This window comes from Chloroflexota bacterium, from assembly GCA_016197225.1.
Classification (GTDB): domain Bacteria; phylum Chloroflexota; class Anaerolineae; order Anaerolineales; family VGOW01; genus VGOW01.
This window is the reverse complement of record JACPWC010000042.1, coordinates 1-24437: the sequence shown is the minus strand read 5'-3', so window position 1 is coordinate 24437 and position 24437 is coordinate 1. Positions and strand designations below refer to the sequence as shown.

At 60.5% G+C, this 24437-nt stretch carries 16 protein-coding genes and 1 pseudogene; 8 read left to right on the top strand and 9 right to left on the bottom strand.

Going from position 1 to position 24437, the window contains the following annotated elements; genetic code table 11:
* Positions 1-53 precede the first annotated feature (53 nt).
* Positions 54-338, bottom strand: coding sequence for a DUF503 domain-containing protein (locus tag HYZ49_07330; GenBank protein MBI3242087.1), 285 nt, complete (start codon positions 336-338; stop codon positions 54-56).
* Positions 339-402: 64 nt separating this feature from the next.
* Here HYZ49_07330 and HYZ49_07325 point away from each other — a divergent pair, with 64 nt between their 5' ends.
* The 7 genes from HYZ49_07325 (at position 403) to HYZ49_07295 (ending at position 8054) form a co-directional block, all read left to right on the top strand.
* Positions 403-1068, top strand: a complete 666-nt coding sequence (locus tag HYZ49_07325) for a DUF4230 domain-containing protein (GenBank protein MBI3242086.1) — start codon at positions 403-405, stop codon at positions 1066-1068.
* Positions 1069-1137: 69 nt separating this feature from the next.
* Positions 1138-1317 carry a hypothetical protein gene (locus HYZ49_07320; GenBank protein MBI3242085.1) on the top strand — a complete coding sequence of 60 codons (180 nt, stop codon included), beginning with the start codon at positions 1138-1140 and terminating at the stop codon, positions 1315-1317.
* 22 nt (positions 1318-1339) lie between these two features.
* On the top strand, positions 1340-2542 hold the full coding sequence (locus HYZ49_07315; GenBank protein MBI3242084.1) for an SAM-dependent methyltransferase: 1203 nt from the start codon (positions 1340-1342) through the stop codon (positions 2540-2542).
* Positions 2543-2811: 269 nt separating this feature from the next.
* Entirely contained in the window at positions 2812-3708 is an 897-nt protein-coding gene (locus HYZ49_07310; protein ID MBI3242083.1) for a hypothetical protein, read from the top strand.
* Position 3709: 1 nt separating this feature from the next.
* Positions 3710-4213, top strand: coding sequence for a phosphoribosyltransferase (locus HYZ49_07305; protein MBI3242082.1), 504 nt, complete (start codon positions 3710-3712; stop codon positions 4211-4213).
* Positions 4214-4704: 491 nt separating this feature from the next.
* Positions 4705-4878 (top strand): hypothetical protein, encoded by a 174-nt coding sequence (locus HYZ49_07300; protein MBI3242081.1) that lies wholly within the window; start codon positions 4705-4707, stop codon positions 4876-4878.
* A gap of 11 nt (positions 4879-4889) precedes the next feature.
* Complete coding sequence (locus tag HYZ49_07295; GenBank protein MBI3242080.1) at positions 4890-8054, top strand: PAS domain S-box protein; 3165 nt, start codon at positions 4890-4892, stop codon at positions 8052-8054.
* A 92-nt stretch (positions 8055-8146) separates the two neighbouring features.
* Here HYZ49_07295 and HYZ49_07290 read toward each other — a convergent pair whose 3' ends face one another.
* From HYZ49_07290 to HYZ49_07255, 8 genes and pseudogenes are all read right to left on the bottom strand, one after another.
* On the bottom strand, positions 8147-9241 hold the full coding sequence (locus tag HYZ49_07290; GenBank protein MBI3242079.1) for a hypothetical protein: 1095 nt from the start codon (positions 9239-9241) through the stop codon (positions 8147-8149).
* Between the two features lie 16 nt (positions 9242-9257).
* On the bottom strand, positions 9258-10466 hold the full coding sequence (locus tag HYZ49_07285; protein ID MBI3242078.1) for an efflux RND transporter periplasmic adaptor subunit: 1209 nt from the start codon (positions 10464-10466) through the stop codon (positions 9258-9260).
* Positions 10467-10511: 45 nt separating this feature from the next.
* Positions 10512-13130 (bottom strand): ABC transporter permease, encoded by a 2619-nt coding sequence (locus tag HYZ49_07280; GenBank protein MBI3242077.1) that lies wholly within the window; start codon positions 13128-13130, stop codon positions 10512-10514.
* 121 nt (positions 13131-13251) lie between these two features.
* The gene (locus tag HYZ49_07275; GenBank protein ID MBI3242076.1) at positions 13252-13992 is read right to left on the bottom strand and encodes an ABC transporter ATP-binding protein; all 741 of its coding nucleotides are present in this window, start codon (positions 13990-13992) and stop codon (positions 13252-13254) included.
* 98 nt (positions 13993-14090) lie between these two features.
* Positions 14091-14516, bottom strand: a pseudogene (gene tnpA / locus HYZ49_07270) (IS200/IS605 family transposase).
* A 140-nt stretch (positions 14517-14656) separates the two neighbouring features.
* Positions 14657-18655, bottom strand: a complete 3999-nt coding sequence (locus HYZ49_07265; GenBank protein ID MBI3242075.1) for an FtsX-like permease family protein — start codon at positions 18653-18655, stop codon at positions 14657-14659.
* 35 nt (positions 18656-18690) lie between these two features.
* Positions 18691-19461: a methyltransferase domain-containing protein gene (locus HYZ49_07260; protein MBI3242074.1), complete on the bottom strand. Its 771-nt coding sequence runs from the start codon at positions 19459-19461 to the stop codon at positions 18691-18693.
* 52 nt (positions 19462-19513) lie between these two features.
* On the bottom strand, positions 19514-23629 hold the full coding sequence (locus HYZ49_07255; protein MBI3242073.1) for an FtsX-like permease family protein: 4116 nt from the start codon (positions 23627-23629) through the stop codon (positions 19514-19516).
* A 236-nt stretch (positions 23630-23865) separates the two neighbouring features.
* On the opposite strand from HYZ49_07255, the gene infA reads away from it, so the two are divergent.
* The gene (gene infA, locus HYZ49_07250) at positions 23866-24135 is read left to right on the top strand and encodes a translation initiation factor IF-1 (protein ID MBI3242072.1); all 270 of its coding nucleotides are present in this window, start codon (positions 23866-23868) and stop codon (positions 24133-24135) included.
* Positions 24136-24437: the final 302 nt, after the last annotated feature.

Below are 24437 nucleotides of genomic sequence, written 5' to 3'. Positions count from 1 at the left end.
AGCTATTCAGCCCTCATTCAGATATTGAGTATTGGGTATTTGATATTGAGTATTCACCTTAGCTCAATCTTGTAATCCACCACTTCCACATCCGGGCTGTTGGCTTCGATCCAGCGCACCGATTTTTCCAGCAGGCTTTGGGCCAGCCCGGCGTCGTTGGAGACAGTGACCAGGCCGATCTCGGCGGATTGCCACACGTCTTGCAGATCAATTTCGGCGGCGGCCAGGTTGAATTCTTTGGGCAGGCGGGCCAGGAGGGGCTTGAGTCGCCCGCGTTTGCCTTTGAGCGACTGGTTGCCGGGAAGATGCAGGCGGACGGTGCAAGCGCCGATAATCATTGGCGACGATTCTAGCAGAGAGTGGGAGGCTTGGAAAATGGGCGGTTAGGGTAAAATACGACGCATGTCCAAAGCGCTCAACCTTCTCCTTGTTCTCGGCCTGTTGGTTATCGCCGGAATCACCGGCTACGGCATTATCTCGGCGGTACGCGAAGCGACCCGGCCCGTAACGAACCCCGGCGGCACCGTGGCAACCTCAGTTGCCGCCCTTCTGCCGCCCACGCCCACCCCGCTTCCAAACGGCGAAGCCGTCGTCATTTCCATCAAGGCTCTGGCCCGGCTGGAGACGGCCCAATTCACCATCGAAAAGGTCATTATCAAAGAGCAGGGGCAGGGCGCGCTCGGCGCATTGTTTGGCGACCGAGTCATTTTGGTGGCGCACGGCGACGTGATCGCCGGGGTGGATTTGAGCAAGATGGTCGCCAGCGATGTCGTCGTTTTGCCCGATGGCAAAGCTTTTGTCACCCTGCCCGCGTCTGAAATTTTTGTGACCAGCATTGACAATGACAAATCGTACGTGGTGGATCGGCAGACCGGCCTGCTGACGAAAGGCGACGTGGACCTGGAAACCGAGGCCCGCCGTGAGGCTCAGGACGAAATTGAAGCCGCCGCCCTGGAAGCCGGCGTTCTCCAGCAGGCGCAAAAGAATTCCGAGATTTACATTCGCCAACTGCTGGCCATGCTCGGCTACACCGACGTGACCTTCATTCACGCCACGCCAACTCCTTGAGGAGACGATGGACCATAGACGAAGGACGATGAATTCGTCTTTCGTCCGTCGTCTGTCGTCGTAATTGCCATGTCCAACGACGACTCCAAAACCAACGTGCTGGCCGAAACCGAGAACTATGTTATCTACGTCGCCGAAGAATTTGACGGCGAGACCACCTATCACGTCGAGCTTGACAAGGTGACGTTGCATTTCTTCCGCGAAGAGTTTGAGGAGCTTTTGCGGCTAGTGAAAGCGGCGAAACTTTAGAACAAGCTCCAATATAATCGGCTTGGACCTCGCCACATTTCAAACGCTCCTCACTCTCAACGGTCAAGCCGCCATTGCCGGGGCGGCTGATCTCGCCCCCACCGAAGAATCCTTTCTGGCCTGCCTCACCAGACTGCAAAAGCGTTTCCCTGCCGAACTGGCAAAAGCCGCGCTCGAAACCGTCATTCTGCGAAACAAAGCCCGCGCCAAATTCTCACGCGCCGGCTCGATGTACTTCACTCGCCCCGCACTGGAAATGGCCTCGAGCGAGATCGTCAGCCGCTACCGCGCCCGGCGCTTCGCGCCGTTCACTCGCGTGGCCGATCTCTGTTGCGGCCTCGGCGGCGACACGATTGGCCTTGCTGCCCCTCCCTTGCAAAGCGGGGGAGGGGTTAGGGGTGGGGGCCAAACCTTTGCCGTGGACATCGCCCCTCTCCACCTCGCCCTCGCCCGCGCCAACTTGGCCGCTTATGATCTGCACGCCAACTTCGTAGAAGCCGACCTTACCCAGACACCGCCCCCTCAAACCGACGCTTACTTCTTCGATCCGGGCCGAAGGGTGAAAGGCCGCCGCCTCTTTTCCGTGCGCGACTATCGCCCGCCCTTGTCGCTGATCAACTCCTGGTTGCCCAAACCCCTCGGCGTCAAAATCTCGCCCGGAGTCAACCTGGCCGAACTGGCCGACTACGATTGCGAAGTTGAATTCGTCTCGCTCGACGGCGATCTCAAAGAAGCAACTCTCTGGTTCGGCCCCCTCAAAACCGCCGCCCGCCGCGCCACAATTCTCAACTCCTCTAATCCTCCTGTTTCACTGAAACCTTCAACCTCCCCAATTCCTTCTCCCTCTTTGTCCTCCCCACTGTCCTTCCTCTACGAACCCGACCCCGCCATCCTCCGCGCCGGGCTGGTGACGACGCTCGCCGGCCAAATCGGCGCTCACCAACTCGATCCCGACATTGCCTACCTCACCTCAGACTCGCTGGTGTCCACGCCTTTCGCCCGCGCTTTCGTCATCGAAGCCGCCATGCCGTTTTCGCAAAAGCGCCTGCGCGAAAAATTGCGAGCCATGAACGTGGGCAACGTCACCGTCAAAAAGCGCGGCTCGCCCCTCGACGTGGATGACTTCGCCCGCTCGCTCAAACTCAAGGGCGACGAAGAACGCATCCTCTTCCTGACGCACGTGAATGGCAAACCCTGGGTGTTGATTGGCAGAATTGCCTCATGAAACGTAACTGCTCAGCCATCCTGATTTATCCACAGATTACGCAGATTTTCGCAGAAGGAAATCTGTGTCAATCTGCGAAATCTGCGGATTTCTTGGGCGGTTTGCAAAGATAGCCTGAGCAGTTACCATGAAACGACAAAGTATCTTTGACGTTTGACGCTCGCGCGTTGTTCGCGGGCTGTGCCTGTCGTTTGACTTTGACGTTTCTCGTTTGACGGAATCGGCAGTAAAATGAGCGGCAAGAAAATTCTTTCACGGAGGCGCATCATATGTTCGACTCAATTACTCGGGGGTGGGGCTTTCTCAAGCAGGCCATTTCAATGGCGGCCAAAGACCGCGATCTGATCAAACCCTCCATCATCTCACTGTTCGTCAATGCCATCGTCGGCTTCATCTTTGCCATTCCGCTGATCGGGGCGGCGCTGTTGTTCGGCGGCGAGAGCAACTTTGTTGGCCGGGGCGTGCTGTTCGTATTGGGCGCGATCATGCTCTTTGCCCAGTACACCGTCTCCTACGTTTTCTCCGGCATGACGGTCTATTTGATCTACGGCTTTCTCTCGGAAGGCGACGGACGAATGGACAAGGCCTGGGACATCATCAAACGCGACATTCTGGACATCATGAGCCTGGCCGCCGCCTCGGCGGTGGTGAAGATGGTGGAGAACGCCCTGCGCGGGCGCAATGGCCGCCGCAACCTCATCGGCGGCATTGTGGCCAACATCCTCAACACGGTGTGGACGACGGCCACTTACTTCGTCCTGCCGGCCATGATCATCGAAGACCTGAATCTGCCGAACGCCCTCAAGCGGGCCACGTACCTGATCAAAAACAATCTGTTGTTGGTGGCCGTCTCTTACGTGGGCGTGAACTTCATCACCGGCCTCATTAGCTTCCTGCTGGTGGCCGCGGCCATTATCTTCGGGGTGGCCGTCACCGCCGGGTTGGGCGCGTTGGGTAGCGCCGGGCTGATTGCCGGAATCGTGGTGGCCGTCATTGTCTTTGCCGTCGTCGTCGCCGTCGTCACCGTGTTCACGTCGTACATCGGCACGGCCTATCACACCTGCCTCTTCATCTGGGCGCGTGACGCCGAGAAGGCGCAAGCGACCGGCCAGTCAACCGAGAGTGTGCAAGCGCCCGCCCCGCTGGCGGCAGTGTTAGGAACGTAATATGCGTCAGGAAATTCTCACCTGGAAAGACGTTGACAAACTGGTAGACACCCTCACGCCGCAGTTCCGGGGGCGGTTCGATTCGATGGTGATGATCACCCGCGGCGGCATTGTGCCGGGCGGCCTGCTGGCCGAGGCCCTCGACCTCCGCCACATTCTGACAGCGGCGGTGCGCTTCACAGAAGTGAACGTGCCGGGGGCCAAGCTGGCCGCATGGCCTGAGTTCCTGCAATTCCCTGACGAGCACTTGCTTCAGGGCCGCCGGACGCTGGTGGTGGATGATGTGTGGGGATCGGGTCGGACGATCACGGCGGTGAAAGACCGGGTGCTGGGGGCCGGGGGCCACCCCGAAATGTGCGTCTTCCACTACAACCCCTATCGCTCGCTGTTCACCAAAGCCGAGCCAAGCTACTATGCCGCCGTCACCGACGCCTTCATCGTCTACCCCTGGGAAATGGATCGCGGCGTTGACCCGATTCTGGCGGGCGAGCCGATGATGGGTTAGAAACCAGGGTCAACGACAAGCCGTCTACGCTTTCAATAACTTGATCGCCGTCATCAATCCCAGGATGAACGCCAGCAGGATCAAGATGGTTGCCATTTCCCAGCTAATCATATCTGCCTCCGTCAGGCTGGCTATTGCCGGTCAAACCTCGCCAACCTCAACTCTATCCTGTTGTGAAATGTATCGCTAATAGAGGGTGAGCGTCAACTATAGGGGCAAACTCTGCATTTCCGGTTAATATATGTTAGCCCGCCTATCAAAATCAGGGCAACTTATATCTACAGTCGGAGGAAAAATGGCTGTTGCTGCCGAGCTCGGTTTCGATCTGACCAACGCCGACCTCGCGCCGAGCGAGCCGTCGCGTTTTTTGTCCGACATCCATCCCGCGTGAGCTCGTCGCGGGCAATTCCAAATCACCGCCACACGCAACCCGCGAAGCGCACGCGAGCACGCGGAATCGCGAACATACGCGCACGCGCGAATCATTCCGCGTGAGCAACACACTGCAATTCAAAGCCGGCGATCGCGTCCGCCACGCGAGCTTTGGCGGCGGTGTGGTCATTTCGAGCAAAAGGGTCGGGGATGACGAAGAAGTTGAAGTCGCGTTTGTGGGCAAAGGGGTCAAACGCTTGATGGCAAGCATCGCGGGGCTGAAGAAAAACTAGAGGCGTTTCGAATGACAAGACAATCGCGTCCTTTTGTTGCCATTATTTTTGGTCTGGCTGTTCTCATCGGAATTCTGAATGTCATCTCGCAGACGATTGTAAGCGGCAGTTATGCCGCACTCGAAGAGCAGGGTGTTCGCCGCGACCTTAGCCGCGTCTTGAACACTCTCGCAAGTGATCTCGACGGGTTGAACAGCAAAGCCGCCGATTGGGCAACCTGGGACGCTGCCTACGAGTTCGTTCAGGGCAAGAATCCGGAATTTGCCAAAACCGACGTTACCGCTCTGGCGCTCCAGCACCTCGACGTTGATCTGATGCTTTTTCTACAGCCGGACGGCAAGTTGGTTCTAGGCAGAGCAGTTGATCTGGCGCAAAGCGTTGAAATACCGCTTCCCAAGGGCGTGGAAGATTTCCTCGCCGATCGGAAAGCTCTCAACGCGATTCTGCAAAACACAAACCCCGACAGCTGGCTGACCGGAATCCTCTTGCTCCGCGAAAACCCCCTAATGATTGCGGCGCGCCCCATCGTCACGAGCGAAGGCAAGGGACCCATTCGCGGCACACTCATCTTTGGGCACTATCTGGATCGTTCCGAAGCGCGCGAAATGTCCGCGATGATTCAGCTCTCTCTCACCTTTCAGCGGATCGACCAACTTCCTCTGCCGGACGATTTCCAAATCGCGGCGAGCTATTTATCCGATGCCAATCCGCTTTTCGTCCAAAATGTCAATGAGAAAATCGTGAATGGCTATGCGAGCATCAATGATATTTCTGGGAAACCTGCGGTCATTCTCCGCATCGACGAAACGCGCGATGTTTTTCAGCAAGGCCAAGCCGCGATCCGCTATTTCACACTGGTGTCAATCGGCATTGGAATCCTCTTCATTGGAATTGCTCATCTCGTTTTGAATCGGCTCGCCCGCTCGCAGCGGGAATTGAGTGAGAGCGAAGAGCGATACCGGGCGGTCATCGAGCAAGCGGCCGAAGGAATTTTTCTGTACGATGCCGCCACTTGGCGCGTGGTCGAGACGAACGTGGCTTTTCGTCGACTGCTCGGCAGTGACGCGCCCGAGGCGCGCGCGCTGACCTTTTACGACGTCTTTGACGCGGAACGGCAAACGCTGACCGACATTCACGCGCGCATCGTCCGCGAGCGCATCGCGGATATGGGTGAACAGCGGGTGCGCCGCCGCGACGGCGGGACTTTGTACGTCGAGGCGAGCGCGAGCGTCATCACCTACGGCAAGCGCGAGGTCATCTGCGCAGTCATGCGCGACATCACCGAACGCAAGCGCGCGGAGGAGGCGCTTCGCATATCGGAAGAAAAATTCCGCGACCTCGTGGAAAATATTCCGGATGTGATTTTTACGGTTGATTCAAAGGGAACACTAACCTATCTAAGTCCAGTTCACGAACATCTCTCTGGCTACAAGGCCTCTGATCTCCTCGGCTCCCAATTCGCCGATTTTGTGCACCCGGATGATTTGGCGCACGTTGCAAGTAACTATGCCAGAGTCCTTGAAGGGCAGATTGCACCTTCGGAATATCGCGTCCGCGCGAAAAATGGCGATTACTTCTGGGTCCGCAGTTCCAGTAAGCGGATCGTCGTGGATGATAAACTCACGGGCATTCAAGGTGTCATGACCGACATCCGGCAGCGCAAGCGGGCGGAAGAAGAGGCAAAACGCCTTGACTTCCAGATTCAATTGATTTTGGAAGCGGCTGGTGAAGGCATCTTTGGCTTGAACGCGGAAGGTGATCACACTTTTGTCAATCTGATGGCGGCGAAAACACTGGGCTATGCGGTGGACGAATTAATGGGCCGTCACAGTCATACCCTTTGGCATTACGCTCGGCCCGACGGTACGTCTTATACCGCAGAGGAATGCCCTATTTACGCAACTTTACGGGATGGAAGCAACCACCACGGCGAGGAGTATTTCTGGCGGAAAGATGGCAGCGGATTGCCGGTCGAATTTACCAGCACACCTGTTCAAGAGGCCGGGCAAGTGGTTGGGGCCGTCGTAACATTCCGCGACATCACCGAGCGTAAGCAAACGGAAGAAAGGATTCAGGGCCAGTTGCGACGATTGGCTGCTCTCCGTGCAATCGACGACGCCATCATCGGAAGTTTCGACTTGGCACTGGTGCTGGACGTGATACTGGAACAGACCGCAACCCAATTAGGTATAGACGCTGTGTGCGTGCTCCTGCTCAACCCACACTCGCTAACACTCACATACGCCGCCGGGCGTGGTTTTCGCACCGATACATTGAAATCTACCAACTTGCGGCTAGGGGAGGGCTACGCCGGCCAGGCGGCCCTGAAACGGCGCGTCTTCAACATCCCAGATATGCGCGGAAAAAAAACCGACTTCCTGCGAGCACCCCACTTCTCGGCGGAGGGTTTTGTGGCTTATTACGCCGTGCCGCTGGTTGCCAAAGGACAAATAGAGGGGGTGCTGGAAATCTTCCAACGCAGCCTCATCAGACCGGACCCCGAATGGTTGAACTTCCTCGAAACCCTCGCCAAGCAAGCCGCTATCGCGGTGAACAACGCTCAACTTTTCGATAGTATGCAACGTGCCAACGCCGATCTGTTCCTTGCCTACGACAACACCATCGAAGGCTGGTCGCGTGCGCTGGACTTGCGCGACAAAGAGACGGAGGGACACACCCGGCGCGTCACAGAAATGACGGTGCGTTTGGCGCGGGCCATAGGCATGAGTGAGGCCGAGATCGTCCACGTCCGCCGTGGCGCGCTGCTGCACGACATCGGCAAAATGGGCGTACCCGACGCCATTCTGCTTAAGCCTGGCAAGCTGACTGACAACGAATGGAAAGCCATGCGCTTGCACCCACAATTGGCCCACGACATGCTCGCCCCAATTGCCTATTTGCGTCCGGCGCTCGACATTCCTTACTGCCATCACGAAAAGTGGGATGGCACAGGCTACCCGCGCGGCTTGAAGGGTGAGGCGATTCCTCTGGCGGCACGCATCTTCGCCGTAGTGGATGTGTGGGATGCGCTCCGCTTTGACCGGCCCTATCGCGCAGGCTGGCCCGAAGAAAAAGTACTGCAGCACATCCGCTCACTCGCCGGAACGCATTTTGACCCAAAGGCAGTAGATTTGTTCTTGAAGATGATGAACGAAGACACAAAGGCTGCGGGCTAACACGGCCTGCACCTGACGCGCCTCCGCTTCGCTCCGGCGCGCAGGTGAGGCCCGCCGTTCTCAAGAATCCCTTCAAGTATTGACCAACCGCTTCAACTTCCCCGGCCACTAAGCGGCGGGCGGCGCTGTTCGCGCAGTTCGGGCGAAGTCCAGGGGGCGGGCGGGGCGGCGGTGAGTTTGGCAAGGGCCAGCAAAGCCGTGTCGTAGTTCACCCGCCAGCCGGCGTAGTCGCCCCAGGCCTGATCGCGATCCGGCTTGAGCGGCACGCCTTCAAGCGTGAGTTGCTCGCAGGCAAAGTCGAACTCGGCGCGGGTGACGCTGATGGGTTCGTCGGGCTTGGGATCGGGGTTGTAAGGAATGCGGAAGTAGTCGGCGATGCGGCGCAGGGCGGTGTACCCGGCCCGGATGCACAGCGGACCTTTCACGTCGAACGGAATGTCCACCGTCGAGACGACGAGGGCGGCGGCGTCGAGCACCGCGCCGGCCGCGTTCACCCACGAATGTTCAGGGATGGGTGAGCGAAAAAAGTTGAGCATGGGCAGGGAGGTGTGCGTCTCTTCCAGTTCCGAGAACCAGGCCTCCCACGGCACCCACATCTCCTGAATCTCCTCCAGCCGCCGTAAACGGTGATAGCGCACGATCAAGTCCACTGCCGATGGCGGCGACCCGGCCCGAATCTCCAGCAGGTTGACCAGCGCCTCGCGCTTGGAGAACGCGCCGTAGATCGTGGGCAGGTAGCCAATTAATAAAGCGATCAAGAGCGGCCCGATGGCGGCTTCGGTGAAGGTGGCGATTTTCTGGGGCAGGGTTTCGACGGTGGCCGTGCCGAGGGTGAACAGTGACGACCCACTCACGGTGAAGGCCGCCTCCCACGAGTTAAGGCCGGGGATTTGCACCTCCAGCGCCCAGAACATGAGTGTGTAGCCGATAGCAATAATGGCCAGCCACGTCGCCAGCAGAATGAGCAGACCGACGGGCGCGTAATAGGCCAGCAACCGGTCGCGTTGCAAATAAGTCTTCATCCGGCGTATCAGGGCGTCGAACACGCGCCGCAAGCCGAGAAACACGATGCGCGTGACGGGGTCAGGCGCGGCGCGCGGCAACAAAAAGGTGCGCACGACCGAGCGCAGGGTGACGAAGATGATGTAGAGGCCGACGAGGAAAGTGAGGAGGCGAAGGAAGACCATATTGGTTCTTTGCCTCTCACTTCTCAACGTTTATATCCGCAAACGCCGTCATTCCCCAGCGCAGAGTCACATCAGTCGCATCGAGCTGGATAGTCACCGGGTAGGTCGTGTTGCCCCGGTTGGTCTCGGCCAGTGAGCCGATCTCGGCGACCGTGCCGCTGAAGGTCTGGTCGGCGAAAGCGTCGAGGGTGATCGTGACGGCCTGACCGGGTTGCACCAGCACCACGTCCGTCTCCGAAAGGTCGTTCGTCCTCACCTGCCAGTGCGACAAGTCGGCCAGCACCAGCGCCGGAACGCTGGGCGCAACCACTTCGCCTACTTCAACATTCAAGCTGACCACCGTTCCGGCAAACGGAGCGCGAAGCTCGGTCTGCGCCAGTTGCGCCTGGGCGGCTTCGAGAGCGGCTTGGGCCTGAGCCACCTGGGCCTCGGCGGCTTCCTTTTGCTCGTCGCTCGCCCCGGCCTTAAGCAGATCAAGTTGCGCCTCAACAGCGTCTCTCTGCGAAGCGGCGGCCCACACTGCGGCCTGTGCGGCTTTGATGGACTCGCCGTTTGCGCCCGCTTGCAGTTGCGTGAGCGCGGCTTGAGCGGCGGTCAGGTTTTCGTTGGCCGCGTTCAGTTGAAAGCGCGTCTGCTCTTCCGTCGGCCCGGCTAGAAACTTGATGTTCTCGATAATTTTGTCGTAAGCGATCTGCACCTGCTTCTGCGCCGACTCGGCTTGAGCAATAGCCGCCTCTGCCGCCGCAATCTGATCCTGCGTCGCGCCCTCTTTCAGTTGCGCCAGTTGAGCCGCGGCCTGGGCGACGGTTGCGTTGGCCGCGCTCAACTGTTTCTCGGCGGCTTCGACTTCTTGTGATCGCGCCCCGGCTAGCACTGCATCGCGGTTGGCCTTTGCCAACGATAGAGCCGCCTCGGCCTGGGCCACCGCCGCCTGCAAATCGGCGGCCTCCAACCGGATCACCGCCTCATCTTTCTTCACGGCGTCGCCCTCTTTTACCAGGACCTCAGCCACACGGCCGGCTAACCGAAAGGCCAGCGTGGCGTCACGGGCCGGGATGATCTTGCCTTCTGCTGAAACGACAGCGGGCGAACTGGCTTGCGCCTGAATAACGGCGGCGGTCGGGGTCGGCGGGGCGGGGGCCAGGAAATTCTGGTAACCGAAATAACCGAGCGCCGAAAGACTCAAAACAACAACGATACCGATAATGATGCGAGAACGAGACATTTACACTCCTGAATTGGAATTTGGCCTTTGGGATTTGGGATTTTTCTACTCGTGTTTGATCGACTCCACGATGTTCACCCCCGCCGCCTTCCAGGCCGGGTAGAGGGCCGAAAGTTGCGAGACGACGAGGGCGATAGCGGCTCCGGTAATAAACGTGCTGAGGGCGAAGATATACTGCAGGTCGTAGCCGCTGAGGGTGTTGAGAGCCAAAACGAAGATTTGCGACAGCACGTAACCGAAGCCCAGGCCGAACACGCCGCCAATCGCGCCCAGGGTAGCCGCCTCGGCCAGCACCATCTTCGTCGTCTGCCAGCGGGTGAGGCCCAGCGAGCGCAGGCCGCCAATCTCGCGCTGGCGCTCGATCACGTTCATCATCAAGGTGTTGATCACGCCCAGCGCGGCCACCACGATTCCGATCAGCCCCAGCACGTCGAACAGCCGGAACGACTGCTCCGACAGATCCAGAATCTTCTTCTTGAACTCCTGGGTGGTCTCCACCGAAATGTTGCGCGACTCTTTGTAGCGATCTTCGATGGCCTGCCGGACCTGCTCGGTGGTGTAGCCGGGCGCAAGCTTGAGGGTGAAGCGATCCACGCCGGTCTTGCCGAACCAGCGCCGCATGTCGGCCCACGAGCCGGTGACGATGTTGCCCTGGCCGGTGAAGTCGGTGGCGACGGCGGCCACGTAAAAGTCGTGCTCGCCGCGCCCGGTGATTAAACGGAGCCGGTCGCCCTGAGTCACGTTATAGCGGTCGGCCACCGTCGTCGAGATGAAGAGGGCGTCGCCTTCGCCGAGCCGTCGCCACAGCGCGTCGGCGTCGCCCTGGCCGGCCACAAATTGCATCTCGCCCACGCCGCGATAAGTGATCGGATCAATGGCGGCGAAGAAGATGGTATCCATGTCGGTTGCTTCGGGCGGGAGCTGCGACTGGGCGACTTTGACGTTGAAGTAGCGGACTTTGGTGACGCCGCCGACTCCGGGGATGGCCGCCAACTGCCGCTCGAACTGTTCACGCATGGGAAGCGGAGCGCGCACGTACAGGTCGCCGCCGAGGGCGGTCTCCACCCAGGCGGTGATGTCGTGAATGAAGGCGGCGGCCAGCGAGCTGTTGGCAATGACCATCGAGAGGCCGATGATGAGCGAAGCGACGGTGAGGGCGGTGCGGCCCGGCGAACGTTGCACGTTGCCGGCCCCCAACATGCCTTCGTTGCCGAAGAGTGTAACGGAGATGAAACGCGTGATCGGTTCGGAGAGCACGACGATGACGGGAACGACGAAGGCGGCCCCGAGCAGGAGGAGCAGAATGGAAGACTGGCCGATGAGGAAGCCAACCGAGGGCCGCCAGGGAACGTAATACAACGAGGCCCAGGCAATGAACATGAGGGCCAGCCCGGCGGCCCACAGCGTGTGTTTGATGTGCGCCGACGATTTGCTGTGAACCCGCAGAGCTTCGAGCGGCGAGATGCGGGCGGCCTGAATGGCCGGCCACAGGGCGCTTCCCAGAGTCACCATGCCGCCGACGGCCAAACTCTGGATCAGGCCGTCGAGCGGAATCGAGAGCGTGCTCACGCTGGTGGCCACCACCGCGCCCAGCATCCAGATCAGCCCGCGCGCCAGCACCACCCCAAACCCCACACCCAACACCGAGCCGATGAGGCCCAGCACCAGCGCTTCGGCCAGCACCAGTCCCAGAATTTGCAGGCGCGTCATGCCCAGCGTCCGAAGGAGGCCAAGCTCGCGGGTGCGCTCCAGCACCGTCATGCTGAAGGCGTTGTAAATGAGGAACGCGCCGACGAAGATGGCGACGACCGAGAAGAACGAGAGGCCGCTTTGATAGGTGGACAACATTTGGGTGACAAGCTGGCCGCGCGAAGCCGGGTAAAGCACGTCGTACTCGTCGCCGAGCCGGGCCGCCAACCCTTCTTTGAGGGCTTCGAGCGCATCGGGCGAGTTGGCAACCTCGGGCGCGGCGACGAGGTCAATCTGATCAACGTCGGCTCCCCGGCTGAAGGCATCCTGCAAAACTGAAAGCGGGATGAAGCCGACCGCGCCGTCGTTGAGCAGGCCCGCGCCGCTCTTCTGCGCCAGACCGACAATTTCCAACCGCTCCTGGCCGTCGGGCGTGAGCACCACCAGGTCGTCGCCCAGGCTCAGAGTTTTGTCGTTGGCATAGGTTTCGGTGACGACGACTTCGTACTCTTCGCCTTGCAGCCAGCGCCCGGCGGTCAAATCATATTGGCGAACAGTGGGATCAACTTCGGCGTCCACGCCAAAAAGCATGAGAGTGTTGCCTGCGGTCTGGCCGTTGATGCTGAAGGCGATGTGCCAGTCTTTGGCGTCGCGGGCGAGGAGGGTGGTGACCTGGGCCGACGGGGCGACCGCCTCTACGTTTTCTGCCGAGCGCACCCGGGCGGCGATGGATTCGTCGAAGCCCTTGCCATCGGCGGAACTGGATTGCACGATCAGGTTGGCCTTGCCCGACGCTTCGTCGAAGACGTTGCGGATGGATTGGAGGGTGCTGTCGTTGGTGACTGAGATAGCCAGGATGACGGCCACGCCCAGCACGATGCCGGCGCAGGTGAGGAGAGTCCGCATCCAGCGGGCGCGCATGTTGCGCAGGGCGAGGAGAAGCGGAGTGAGGTGAGGGAGTTTTCCCCAGAGCATGGGTGACGAATTTCTGCAGACAGAATTCACCACAGAGCGCACAGAGACTTCACAAAGAGTCTTGGTCTCTCTGTGCGCTTTGTGTTCTCTGTGGTGAAATTTTAAGCGCTCAGATTTCGAGTTACAGTTCCAATCCGGCCATCACGTCCATGATGGGCTGGATGTTGTGGGCCACGGTTCCGTTTTTCAACTCGCGCACGATCTGGCCGTCTTTCAGGAAGATCACCCGATCGGCGTAAGAAGCGGCGCGCGGGTCGTGGGTGACCATGACAATTGTAGCGCCAAGTTCGACGCATGTCCGGCGCAGAAGCTCGAGGATGGCTGTGCCGGATTTGGAATCCAAATTGCCGGTTGGCTCGTCGGCCAGCACAATCTCCGGGTCATTGACGAAGGCGCGGGCGATGGCGACGCGTTGTTGCTGGCCGCCGGAGAGTTGATCGGGTTTGTGATGTTTGCGGTCGGCCAGCCCGACGAGGCCCAGCAGTTTTTCGATCTTGGCTTTGTGCTTGTCGAGGCTCTGGCCGTCAATGAGCAGAGGCAGACCGACGTTTTCTTCGGCGGTGAGAGTGGGAAGCAGGTTGTAGAACTGGAAGATGAAGCCCACTTTGCGGCGGCGCACTACCGTTATCTCGTTGTCACTGAGACGTGACAGGGGTTGCCCGGCTAATGTAATCTCGCCGTCGCTGGGGTTGTCCAGCCCGCCGAGCAGGTGGAGCAGGGTGGATTTGCCGGAGCCGCTCGGCCCCATGATGGCGACGAACTCGCCTTTGTTGACGACGACGTTGACGCTGTCGAGGGCGCTCACCGTTACTTCGCCCATTTGATACTGCTTCTTCACTTGATTTGCTTCGAGAACGGACATGATAGTCTCCAGTGCTAGAAAGGTATAGCGCCCAACGCCTGGTACTCGGCTGGCGGTTCGCGAAGAATGGGCGGGACATTGTCCACGTGCAGGCCAATGTCATCTGGCCCTTCGTCCAATTCATCACAGCGTTCCAACCAGCCGTTAGTCGTCTGTTGTGTGTGGTGCTGTTTTTGATTGTTCACGTAGGCCTCGGCTGTGGGTCTTTGGCTTTCTCCCAGGCTAAAAACGCCGTAGCCGCGTTGCCAGGCAAAACTGCCTTCCAGCCCGCCCGCATGATTCAGGTCGTGCGAACTGGCTCCCTTCAAATGCTTGACTACTTCGGCCACGGCGTGCTTGGGTGGAATGGAGGCCACCAGATGGACGTGATCATACCAGCCATTGACGGCATAAACATACGCCTCCAGTTCGGCGGCTTTGGTAATCATATAAGCAAATAGTCGCTTTTCAACCGGAGGCTGGATGAGAGGCTCGCGATTTTTAGTGGCCCACACCAAATGGTAATAGAGTCGCCAGAATGCCATGCTGTTTCTCCTTTCATTCTTTCATTTCCGTTGAATGAATTCAACGGCCAGGATGTGAAACGCGCTGAAGCGCGTTGCCGCCATTTCTTTCAGCTTCTAACACGCTTTAGCGTGTTTGCCGTCTTTGCCCATGAATTCATTCATGGGCTACTACCCACCAGCCCAAGCACCCGAACCGGCTGGCTCTTGCCCCGAATCTCCACCGGCCCCAAATCGGCAAGAACGTAATCGTCGGCCTTCGGCCCTAGCGCGGCATGGGTGAACTCGCTGAGCAGGATGTCGTGAGCAGGAAACTCTTTGTTCAAGGCCTGAATGCGCGCCCCGAGGTTCATCGCATCGCCGATGACGGTGTACTCCTGCCGCTCTTCAGAGCCGGTCGCTCCGGCCACCACCTCGCCCGTGTTCAGGCCAATACCGAATTTCAACGTTGGCAGGTTCAAGGTGGTACGCTTCTGATTCAGGTAAGCTAGCCCTTCACGCATCGAGAGCGCGGCTTGCAGAGCGTGGTCGGCGTGGTCGCGTAAGCTGGTCGGCGCACCGAAGAGGCACACCGCCTCGTCGCCGACGAAGCGATTGACGATGCCACCGTGGGCCTCGACGGCCAGAACGACGACTTCGAAATACTGGTTGAGGGCCTCCATCACCTCTTCCGGCGCGTGTTGCTCGGCAAAGGCCGTCGAGCCGCGCATGTCCACGTACAGGCAGGTGATGGTCTTGCGCTCGCCCTTGAACGTGACCCGCCCGGCAAGAACGGCTTCGCTCACTTCGCGGCTCAAATAGCGCCCGAAGAGGTCGCGCATCCGCTCGCGGTCGTTGAGGCCGCCGACCATTTCGTTGAACGAGCGCGCGACACGCCCCACTTCATCCCAGCGGGTTTCGGGGATGCGTTGGCTGAGGTCGCCCCGCGCCACCGCGTGCGAGGCTTCTGCAATTTGAGCCAACGGCGCGAGGGCGCGACGGGTGAAGAAGACGGTGAGCAGGATGGCGCCGGCGAGGGCGACGGCCATCATCCCCACCGAGCCGCGCACGATGTCGCGGGTGATGTTGTCCACCGGTTCGGTTGAGAGGCCGATTATCGCATAGCCCAGTTGCCGCTCGCCCTGATTTGTAATCGCCACTACGGCTTCAAAGGCGCGCTCGCCAGTCCAATCGGTGAGGCGCACACTGGAGGCGGAGCCAGCGAGGGACACGGTGTTGGTAAGCGTGGTGTTGTTGTATTCGGCGCGACTGCTGGAGAGCACTTTGTAGTGGTCGTCGGTGATGAAGGCATAGCGGAGTGTGAAATCGTAGGGCGAGTTGCCGCCTTGAAAGAGCTGGTTGAGCGAATCAGCCGAGGCTCCGGATTGCTCGGACATCACTTTGACCACGGCGGGCGTGAGTTCGGTGACGTCAGCGGAGAGTTGGCTTTTGCTGGAGTCCACCATTAACTCGGTGGCGCGGGCAAAGATGGCGCGGATGTTGTCTTCGATGAGTTGGCGCTCGTAGTTGACGCGCAATGCCGTGAGCGCGGCGATGGTGACGACGATGATGAGGCCGGTGGTGAAGGAGAGCTTGGCGGCGAGGGGCAGGCGCGCGACGAGGCCGCGCAATCCGGTGGGGCCGAGGTGCTTGGCCGGTTTCAAGAATCCCGTTGAGCCTTCGGCGCGCATGGCGTCCGCCGGGTTCACCGAGGCCGCGCGGTCGGCGGGCCAGAGCGCGACTAACACCGAGAGCGCCGGGCCGGCGACCAGCGCGAAGGCCGCCATCCCCCACGGGAGGGGCAAGCCGCTGGGCGGCACGAATCCCGCCGTAGTAAATTGGGCATTGAGGAGTTGTTGCGCGGCCACGCCCATCGCTAATCCACCCAACACGCCGATGAGCGAACCGATGAAGCCGAGCAAGCCCGCTTCGATAACGACGAGGCCGCGCACCTGCCCGCGCGTGAAGCCGAGCGCGCGTAATGTGCCAAGTTCGCGTTGACGTTCCAGCACCGAGGCGATGAGGGTGTTGGCGATGCCGAGGGCGGCTACGATGCCTGAGATAGACGTGAGGCCGCCGAACAACGCCAATATCGAGCCGAGGAAGGTGTCGAGAAAACTGGAGATGAACGAGTCGAGGTCGTCAAGAAATTGAAGCTTGTGCGTGGTGGCAATGGTGCGCGCTTGGGCGCGCACGGCCTCGGCCTCTGCGCCGGGCGGGATGCGGAAAAAGAACAGTGTGGGATGAACATGGAAATAGCGCGCGCCATCTTCGGCGGTGAGGATGAAGGCGTTGGAGACGACGGCAACGGTGAAGGATACTTTGCCTTCGGGGGTATCAATCGGCAACTTATCGCCGGGATGCAAGTGGTAGACGCGCGCGGCGATTTCGGGGATGGCGATGGCGGGGCCAGCCGCAAAGTAACGCGCGGCTTCGTCCCACGAACCTTCCACGGCGCGGAACACGCGTGCGTGATTGAAGAAGGCGGGGTCGCCCACGTAGACCGGAGAAGGCGAAGCCACGCCAAACGGGTAGCTGTTCGGGTCAGCTACGGGAATGGAGCCGTAACGCAACATCTCGGTCTTAGCGGCCAGCGTGTCCACATCGGCTTGCAGGGCGGGCGAGAGCGGCGGGCCAACCTCGTTGGAGTTGGTCGTGCGGCCAAGCGCGAAATCGTAACCTGCAAAGACCGAGGCGTAATTTTCGACAAACGAGGCCGCAATGCCTTGCGTGATGCCGGCGAGGAAAATCACCAGCATGAGGCTGATGGTGAGCGTGACGGTAGTGAGGGCGGCGCGCCCGGGTTGCCGCGCGAGGGTGTGTAGAGCGAGGCGCGTGCTCGCGCTCCAACGCGCGCTCATGCGCCCGCCGAGCCACAACGCGGCGCGGGTAAACAGTGGCAGGGCGAACAACACCGCGCCGCCCAAGATTAGCGGCGGGAAGAACGTGAACCAAGATATGGCCGTGGTTGAATCACGCCAGTAATTCAGCATCCGCCAGTGGGCGAGGCCGAAGAGAATCAAGCATAGCACTGCGCCGACTCCGGCCCAACGCGAACCGCGTCCAGTGTCACTCGTTCCCATCGTCGCGCTCAACGCCGCCAGCGGCGACACACGCCCGGCCTGCCGCGCAAGATTGAACACCACGCCCACTGTCACGCCCACGCCCATCCCCACCGCCAGCAAAACGCCATCCAGCGGCACGCCCACATCCGCCGCGCCTGCTTGTTGTGCAATGACCGCACCAAGCCCGAAACCGAGGAGCAAGCCGACGAGCGAACCCGCGAGCGCCACCAGCAAGGCTTCGGTGAGGGTGAGCCGCAACACTTGCCCGCGTGTCATGCCCAAGGCGCGCAGTTGGCCGATTTCGCGCGTGCGCTCCGCGAGCGTGATGGCGAAGGCGTTGTAGATGAAGAATGCGCCCGCCAGCAGAATCACTACGCCTGCGAACGGTATGGCGGCACCCGTGAGGGCTTGCTGAACCACATCGCCATCTATCACACCCGTTTCGACACTCGATACAACATAGGCCGTGCCGAGCGCGGCTTGCAAAGATTCACGCGCCGAGGCCGTGGGCGTGTTGGGCTGTAACTTCACAAGGATGGTGGTGGTTTCGTCGGGCGCGGCGAGCGCGGTTTGCAGGGTTTGGATGGGAAGCCATGCGGCGGGCAGGCCGCCGGGTAAGCCATCTTCTTTCAGCAAACCAATCACCATGTAGTTGCGAGTTTGACCGAGCAGGGTCAGCGGCAGGGTGTTGCCCACGCCCAAGCCGTTTTGCGCGGCCCAGCCGAGGGGCAAAAGAATTTCTTCGGCGGTGGGCGAGGTGAAAAACGCGCCCGCAACCAGTTCATACGGGCGCAAGGGTTGCGCCACATCCACGCCGAGGAGGGTGAGGTCGGAGTCGGCGAGGCGAGCGCGCAAGAGCGGTGCGGTGGCTTCGACTTCGGGCTGGGCCAACAACTCGCTCATGAGCCGCATGCTGAAGTTGACGCGGGTGCTGTGCGAGACTTCCAAATCCGCGCCCGCGAGGCGGCTGACGCGCGCCTGCCGGTTCACTTCGTCGGTGGCGACGCCCACGATGCGCCCGGCGAAGATGAGCGCCACGCCGAGCGCGATGGCGAAGGCGGTGAAGAGGGTGCGCCCGGTGCGGGCGCGGAGGTTGCGGAGGGCTAAGAGGAACATGGGTGTTTTGCAAATTAGTGGGTTGGGCGGCGCGCTCAGGCCAATAACTGCCCATAGGAAATCGCGGTGTCGTATTCCAGCGTCACCGTCCCCGCTTTTTGATATTGATCGAAAATCGCCTTGAGTTCACCAAGCATCGCCGGATAACGCGGATCATCTGTTTGGGGGGCCTTGAGGAAAGACTGTGTAAGCCCCTTTAGCGCCTCAAAATTGCACACTTGATAGTTATCCAGACTTTTTTCCTTGAGGTTCGCGGGGCCAAAAAACTGGGTGATGTAGTCGGAACGCTTGCGTTCACTGAGCCGAGCGAAACGAGCGGCGGGGTCAATATGCTTTTGCCAAAACTGCTCAAAAGCTTTGGCAAACGGCGAACCATTGTTCCGCTCTAAATTCCAGACTAAAACGACCCATCCGCCCGGGCGAAGGACGCGCAAAAATTCTGGGCGGACTTGCGCGTGGTTGAACCAATGAAACGCGTTCCCCACTACAATGAAATCCACGCTCTGGGAACCTAATGTGGTGACTTCGGCGGTGGCCCCGAGGCTGGTGAATCCGGGATAGCCGCGCAAGTGTTCCGCCGCCGCCGCGCGCATTTCTGCATTGGGTTCAACCGCGTAGACGGGGTTGCCATTCTGCAGGAACAGTTCGGTCAACTGGCCTGTTCCGGCGCCGATATCGGTCACCCGGTGAGTGGGCAAGAGGCCGCATTCGGTTTTCAGCCATTCCACCAATTGTTGCGGATAACGTGGCCGATAGCGGCGGTAGTTCTCGACGATAGGCGAATAGTGGCTGTAAGTGTCATCCATTGTCAAAGGCCTCCATGATTATAGGGCATTAGATTTGACGCCGACAGTTCCTTCATTTCCCCCCTCTCCCCACTAACCCCAACACCCGCACCGGCTGGCTCTTGCCCCGAATCTCCACCGGCCCCAAGTCTACAAAATTATATCGCTCTGCGCCCGGCCCCAGCGCGGTAACGGTGAACTCGCTGAGCAGGATGTCGTGAGCAGGAAACTCTTTGTTCAAGGCCTGAATGCGCGCCCCGAGGTTCATCGCATCGCCGATGACGGTGTACTCCTGCCGCTCTTCGGAGCCGGTGGCTCCGGCCACGACGTCACCGGTGTTCAGGCCGATGCCAAATTTCAGCGTTGGCAGGTTCAAGGTGGAGCGTTTGTGGTTGAGATAGGCCAGGCCTTCGCGCATCGAGAGCGCGGCTTGCACGGCCCGCTCGGCGTGGTCGCGTAAGTTGGTGGGAGCGCCGAAGAGGCACACCGCTTCATCGCCGACGAAACGGTTGACGATGCCGCCGTGGGCTTCAGTGGCGAGGATGATGACTTCAAAGTAACCGTTGAGCGCGGACATGACTTCTTCGGGTTGATATTTTTCGGCGAAGGAGGTCGAGCCGCGCATATCCACATAGAGGCAGGTAATGGTCTTGCGCTCCCCGCCGAGGGTGACGCGCCCGGCGAGGACGGCTTCGCTCACTTCGCGGGAGAGATAACGCCCGAACAAATCGCGCATCCGCTCGCGCTCGTTCAGGCCGCTGACCATTTCGTTGAAGGCGCGGGCCATTTGGCCCACGTCATCCCAGCGCGTTTCGGGGACGCGCCGGGCGAGGTCGCCGCGAGCCACCGCGCGAGAGGCGTCGGCAATCTGTGTCATCGGGGCCAGCGCGCGGCGGGTGATGACGATGGTCAGAATCACCGCGATGGCCAGGGCGGCGGCCATCGTCAAAAGCGAACTCTGGATGATGTCGCGGATGACGTTGTCCACCGGCTCCGCCGAAAGACCAAAGCGGGCGATGCCCAGCCGCTTCCCGCTCTTGTTCTCAATCGGCACAGCCGCCTCAAAGGCGCGTTCGCCTGTCCAATCCGTGAGTTGAACGACGACCGCCGCGCCGCTCACCGCGAAGGTCTCAGTTAACACACGCCCGTTGTAGGCTGCGTCGCTGGCCAGCAGGACTTTGTTGCCCGTGTCGGCGATGAAGACGTAGCGCAAGGTGAACTCATAGGGTGAATCGCCCTGCTGAGCGGCGAGCGTCTCCACCTGCACATCCGCCTGTTTCTGCAAGTCGGCCAGGATTTGCGGCGTGAGTTCGGCGACCTCGGCAGGCAATTGGGTGCGGGTGGAGAAGCCGACCACATCAAAACCGCGTTGCAGGATAGAGCGCATGTTGTCTTCGAGCAGGCGGCGTTCGTAATTGACGCGGAAATATGTGGTGAGCGCCATTGTGAGGACAAAGACCAGGCCGAGTGAGAATGAAAGCTTGGCGGCACGCGGCGCGCGCGCGGCGAGGCCGCGCAGGCCGGTGGGGCCGAGGTGGGCGGCGGGTTTCAGGAAACCGGTCGAACCCTCGGCGCGCATGGCCTCGGCGGGGTTGACGTTGGCCGCGCGGTCGGCAGGGTAGAGCGCGGCGAGCATGGAGATACCCGGGCCGAGGACCAATCCGGTGAGGGCCACCGGCCACGGCAGAGGCGGCGCGCCTTTTAGCTTCACAGTCACGCCGACCAATGCCGAGTAGGCCGCCAATGCCAGTGGAGTGAGAGCCAGACTCATAACCAACCCCGAGACCGCGCCCATGAGACTGCCTGCAAACCCCAAGAATCCGGCTTCCAGCACCACCAGACCGCGCACCTGCGCGCGGCTCATGCCGAGCGCGCGGAGCGTGCCCAGTTCGCGCTGGCGTTCCAGCACCGAGGCAAAGAGCGTGGTGATCAGGCCCAGCCCGGCCACCAGGCCCGAGAGCGAGGTCAGCCCGGCGAAGAGAGCGATGGACGCGCCGAGGGTGCTTTCGAGTGTGGTGTTGAAAGCCGTCAGCGAGTCAACGGTGAGAGCTAGGTCATGTTTGCGGGCGAGGTCGCGGAGTCTGGCTTCCAGCGCCTCTTTGTCCACACCCGGATGCGCATCCATGAAGAAGATGGCAGGGTGCGAATTGAAATACGCTTCGCCCACCTGGCGCGTCACAAGCGGAAACGCGCCGCCGACCAGCGCCACCTTGAACGGCACTTTGCCCTTGAGCGTTTCGATTTCAATGGTGTTGCCCGGCTTCAGGTTGTTGCGGCGGGCAATAATTTCAGGCAGGGTAACAGCCGGGCCGGAGGCGAAGTATTGATCGGCCTCGGCCCACGAACCCATCTGTGGCTGAAAAGCGGTGGCCTCGCGAAACATGTCCATGTCGGCGGCGGCGGCCCAGCCCAGGTACATGTAACCGGGGAGGGTCACCGAGCCCATGCTGTACATCTCGGCCTCGGCGGAGAGCGCCTCTAAATCCGTTTTGAGCGAGACCGGGAGAGGCGGTGCGCTGGCAACGGTGTCCCCGCCGGCCTCCGCCTGCGCCCGCGCGGCGACCTCAGTGTTGAAGATGCGCGCCAGCGAGAAGTCGTGGTTCATGAAGTCCAGCGCATCGCCCTGTGTAGCCAGGATGCCTGCTGCCGAGGTGGTGACGCCTGAGAGCGCGACGATAGTCATCAGGCCGATAGTGAGCGTAGCCGTGGTGAGCGTAGCGCGTGAGCGGGTACGGGCGAGACTGCCGAGAGCGAGTTGAGCCGCGACCCCGGCGCCTCGTGTTATCCCTCCCGCCCGCAGGGAAGACAAGCGAAGGATGCGTTCAAAGAGCCACAGCGCGAAGTTAATGCCAGCGGGCAGGCCGAACAGGGTTGCTCCGGCAAGTAACGCCAGAGGCGCGAAGGACAGCGCCCCGGCGGTGTTGAAGTTCGACGCCTCGCGGATGGCATTGAGGGTGAGAACATGCGCGATTGGGTATACGGCGAGCAACACCAGCGCGGCAATGCCTCCCCACCGCCTGGGGGCTTTCAATTGAACGCGCTCACTCGCCTTCAGCGCCGCCAGTGGCGATACGCGCCCGGCCTCGCGTGCGAGGTTGAGCGTGACCAGCACTGTCACAACCAGGCCTGCCCCTACTGCGAGCAGAACTCCGTCGAGCGGAACCGGCACGGTGGTCAGCGTTTTGATGTCGGTGGAGGTGAGGATAAGCAAACGGGCCATCCCGTAGCCTACTGGAAGTCCAGCCGTCGCGCCGAGCAGAGCCGTTACCAGCGCCTCGGCGAGGGTCTGCGCCAGCACCTGCGCGCGCGTCATGCCCAGCGCGCGCAGTTGGCCGATTTCGCGGCGACGCTCGTTCAGGGTGATGGCGAAGGCGTTGTAGATGAGGAAAGCGCCCGAGAGAAGCAAGACGACGCTTGCGAACTGCAGAGCGTTTTCCAGGCTCGTGGTCGGTCGGGCAGTGTCGGTCACACTGACCACAATATATTGTGGGCCGAGCGCGGTTTGAATAGCCTCGCGAGCCTCTTCGCGGTTGTGGCCCGGCTTGAGGCGCAGGTAAACGGTAGTGATCGCACTTGGAACGTCAAAGGCGGCCTGCATGGTTTCGAGAGGCATCCACGCAGTGGGCCGCTCGCCGAGCAGATTCCGCTCTTTGAGCAGGCCGACGACGATGTACTCCTGCGTCTTGTCAGCCGTCGTCAGAGACACCGTTTCCCCTACTCCCGCGCCGTTTTGCGCGGCCCACGAGGCCGGCACGATAACTTCCAGTGCATCCGGCCCAGAGAAGAATTCTCCAGCGATGAGTTCGTATTGGATGAGCGTGCGCTCGTGGTCAACGCCCAACAATTGCAGACCGATGTTAGGCGTGGCAGCAGGCTGGCCGAGGGCCGTTTCGCCGTTCTCTACCTCCCGCCCCTCAGCCTTGCGGAGCGCGGGGCCAACGGCGGCAACCTCGGGCCGAGCGGCAAGGTCGTCAGCCAGCAAGAGGTCGAAATCCGCGCCGTTGGCCGCTACCACTTCCAGGTCGGCTCCCGCAAGCCGGCCCTGGCGGGCCTCGCGGGCGGCGGCGTCAATCGCCACGCCTACGATGCGCATGGCGAAGATGAGGCTTACTCCGAGCGCAATGGCCAGGGCGGTGAAAATGGTGCGGGCGGGGCGGGCGCGCAGGTTGCGGAGGGCGAGGAGAAACATGGGTGAACTCCCAAATCCCAAGACCAAACTTCAACAGTGGTTATAGTGTAAGCCAATCTGGCCCTGATGCAACAAGAAAACCTTAATTGACAACTCTAATTCGGCGGGTATATAATCACGCCCAATGTAAGTAAGGTTGGTTGCCAGGTTTTCAGGACTTTGCAACTCGGCCTGAATCGCGCAGTTTGCGGTTGCAGAGCCGATTTTTCTTTGTGGGGGAGCGGTAGAAAGTTTATATGGCAGGCACAAATAACAAGAAGGAAGAAAAAATAGTCGTGGAAGGCACGGTGATCGAAGCCCTGCCCAGCACCCAGTTCACGGTGGAATTGGACAACAAGCACCGGGTGCTGGCCTATCTCTCCGGCAAGATGCGCAAGTATTACATCCGCATTCTGCTGGGCGACCGGGTGAAGGTGGAGCTTTCGCCTTATGATCTCACTCGTGGCCGGATCACGTTCCGCTTCAAGCAACATGGCGGCCAGGTGGTGCAGGAAGAAGTGGCATAGCCTTTATTTTGACTTGATAAACGTAACAGCCGACGGTTTAGCCGTCGGCTGTTTTTTATCCCCATCCTAATTTCCCTCCATACCGACAACCAGCACCCTGAGCGGAACGAAGTGAAGTCGAAGGGTACGGGTCTCGCAGAGAGCAGTCGCACCTTAAGTGGCCGCGTCCTTCGACTGCGCGGCGGAAACAACACCCGCCGCTCCGCTCAGGACGCTGACCTACGAGTCACGGCAACTGCACCGAAGCCAACATCTGCTCAAAGCTCTTTTGCTCCTTTGCCATCAACTGCTCGTCGGCAGTG

Excerpts from the sequence above, each read along its gene's own strand:
- HYZ49_07330 (MBI3242087.1), bottom strand. The coding sequence starts at position 338 with ATGATTATCGGCGCTTGCACCGTCCGCCTGCATCTTCCCGGCAACCAG.
- HYZ49_07325 (MBI3242086.1), top strand. The coding sequence starts at position 403 with ATGTCCAAAGCGCTCAACCTTCTCCTTGTTCTCGGCCTGTTGGTTATC.
- HYZ49_07320 (MBI3242085.1), top strand. The coding sequence starts at position 1,138 with ATGTCCAACGACGACTCCAAAACCAACGTGCTGGCCGAAACCGAGAAC.
- HYZ49_07310 (MBI3242083.1), top strand. The coding sequence starts at position 2,812 with ATGTTCGACTCAATTACTCGGGGGTGGGGCTTTCTCAAGCAGGCCATT.
- HYZ49_07305 (MBI3242082.1), top strand. The coding sequence starts at position 3,710 with ATGCGTCAGGAAATTCTCACCTGGAAAGACGTTGACAAACTGGTAGAC.
- HYZ49_07295 (MBI3242080.1), top strand. The coding sequence starts at position 4,890 with ATGACAAGACAATCGCGTCCTTTTGTTGCCATTATTTTTGGTCTGGCT.
- HYZ49_07290 (MBI3242079.1), bottom strand. The coding sequence starts at position 9,241 with ATGGTCTTCCTTCGCCTCCTCACTTTCCTCGTCGGCCTCTACATCATC.
- HYZ49_07285 (MBI3242078.1), bottom strand. The coding sequence starts at position 10,466 with ATGTCTCGTTCTCGCATCATTATCGGTATCGTTGTTGTTTTGAGTCTT.
- HYZ49_07280 (MBI3242077.1), bottom strand. The coding sequence starts at position 13,130 with ATGCTCTGGGGAAAACTCCCTCACCTCACTCCGCTTCTCCTCGCCCTG.
- HYZ49_07275 (MBI3242076.1), bottom strand. The coding sequence starts at position 13,992 with ATGTCCGTTCTCGAAGCAAATCAAGTGAAGAAGCAGTATCAAATGGGC.
- HYZ49_07265 (MBI3242075.1), bottom strand. The coding sequence starts at position 18,655 with ATGTTCCTCTTAGCCCTCCGCAACCTCCGCGCCCGCACCGGGCGCACC.
- HYZ49_07260 (MBI3242074.1), bottom strand. The coding sequence starts at position 19,461 with ATGGATGACACTTACAGCCACTATTCGCCTATCGTCGAGAACTACCGC.
- HYZ49_07255 (MBI3242073.1), bottom strand. The coding sequence starts at position 23,629 with ATGTTTCTCCTCGCCCTCCGCAACCTGCGCGCCCGCCCCGCCCGCACC.
- infA (MBI3242072.1), top strand. The coding sequence starts at position 23,866 with ATGGCAGGCACAAATAACAAGAAGGAAGAAAAAATAGTCGTGGAAGGC.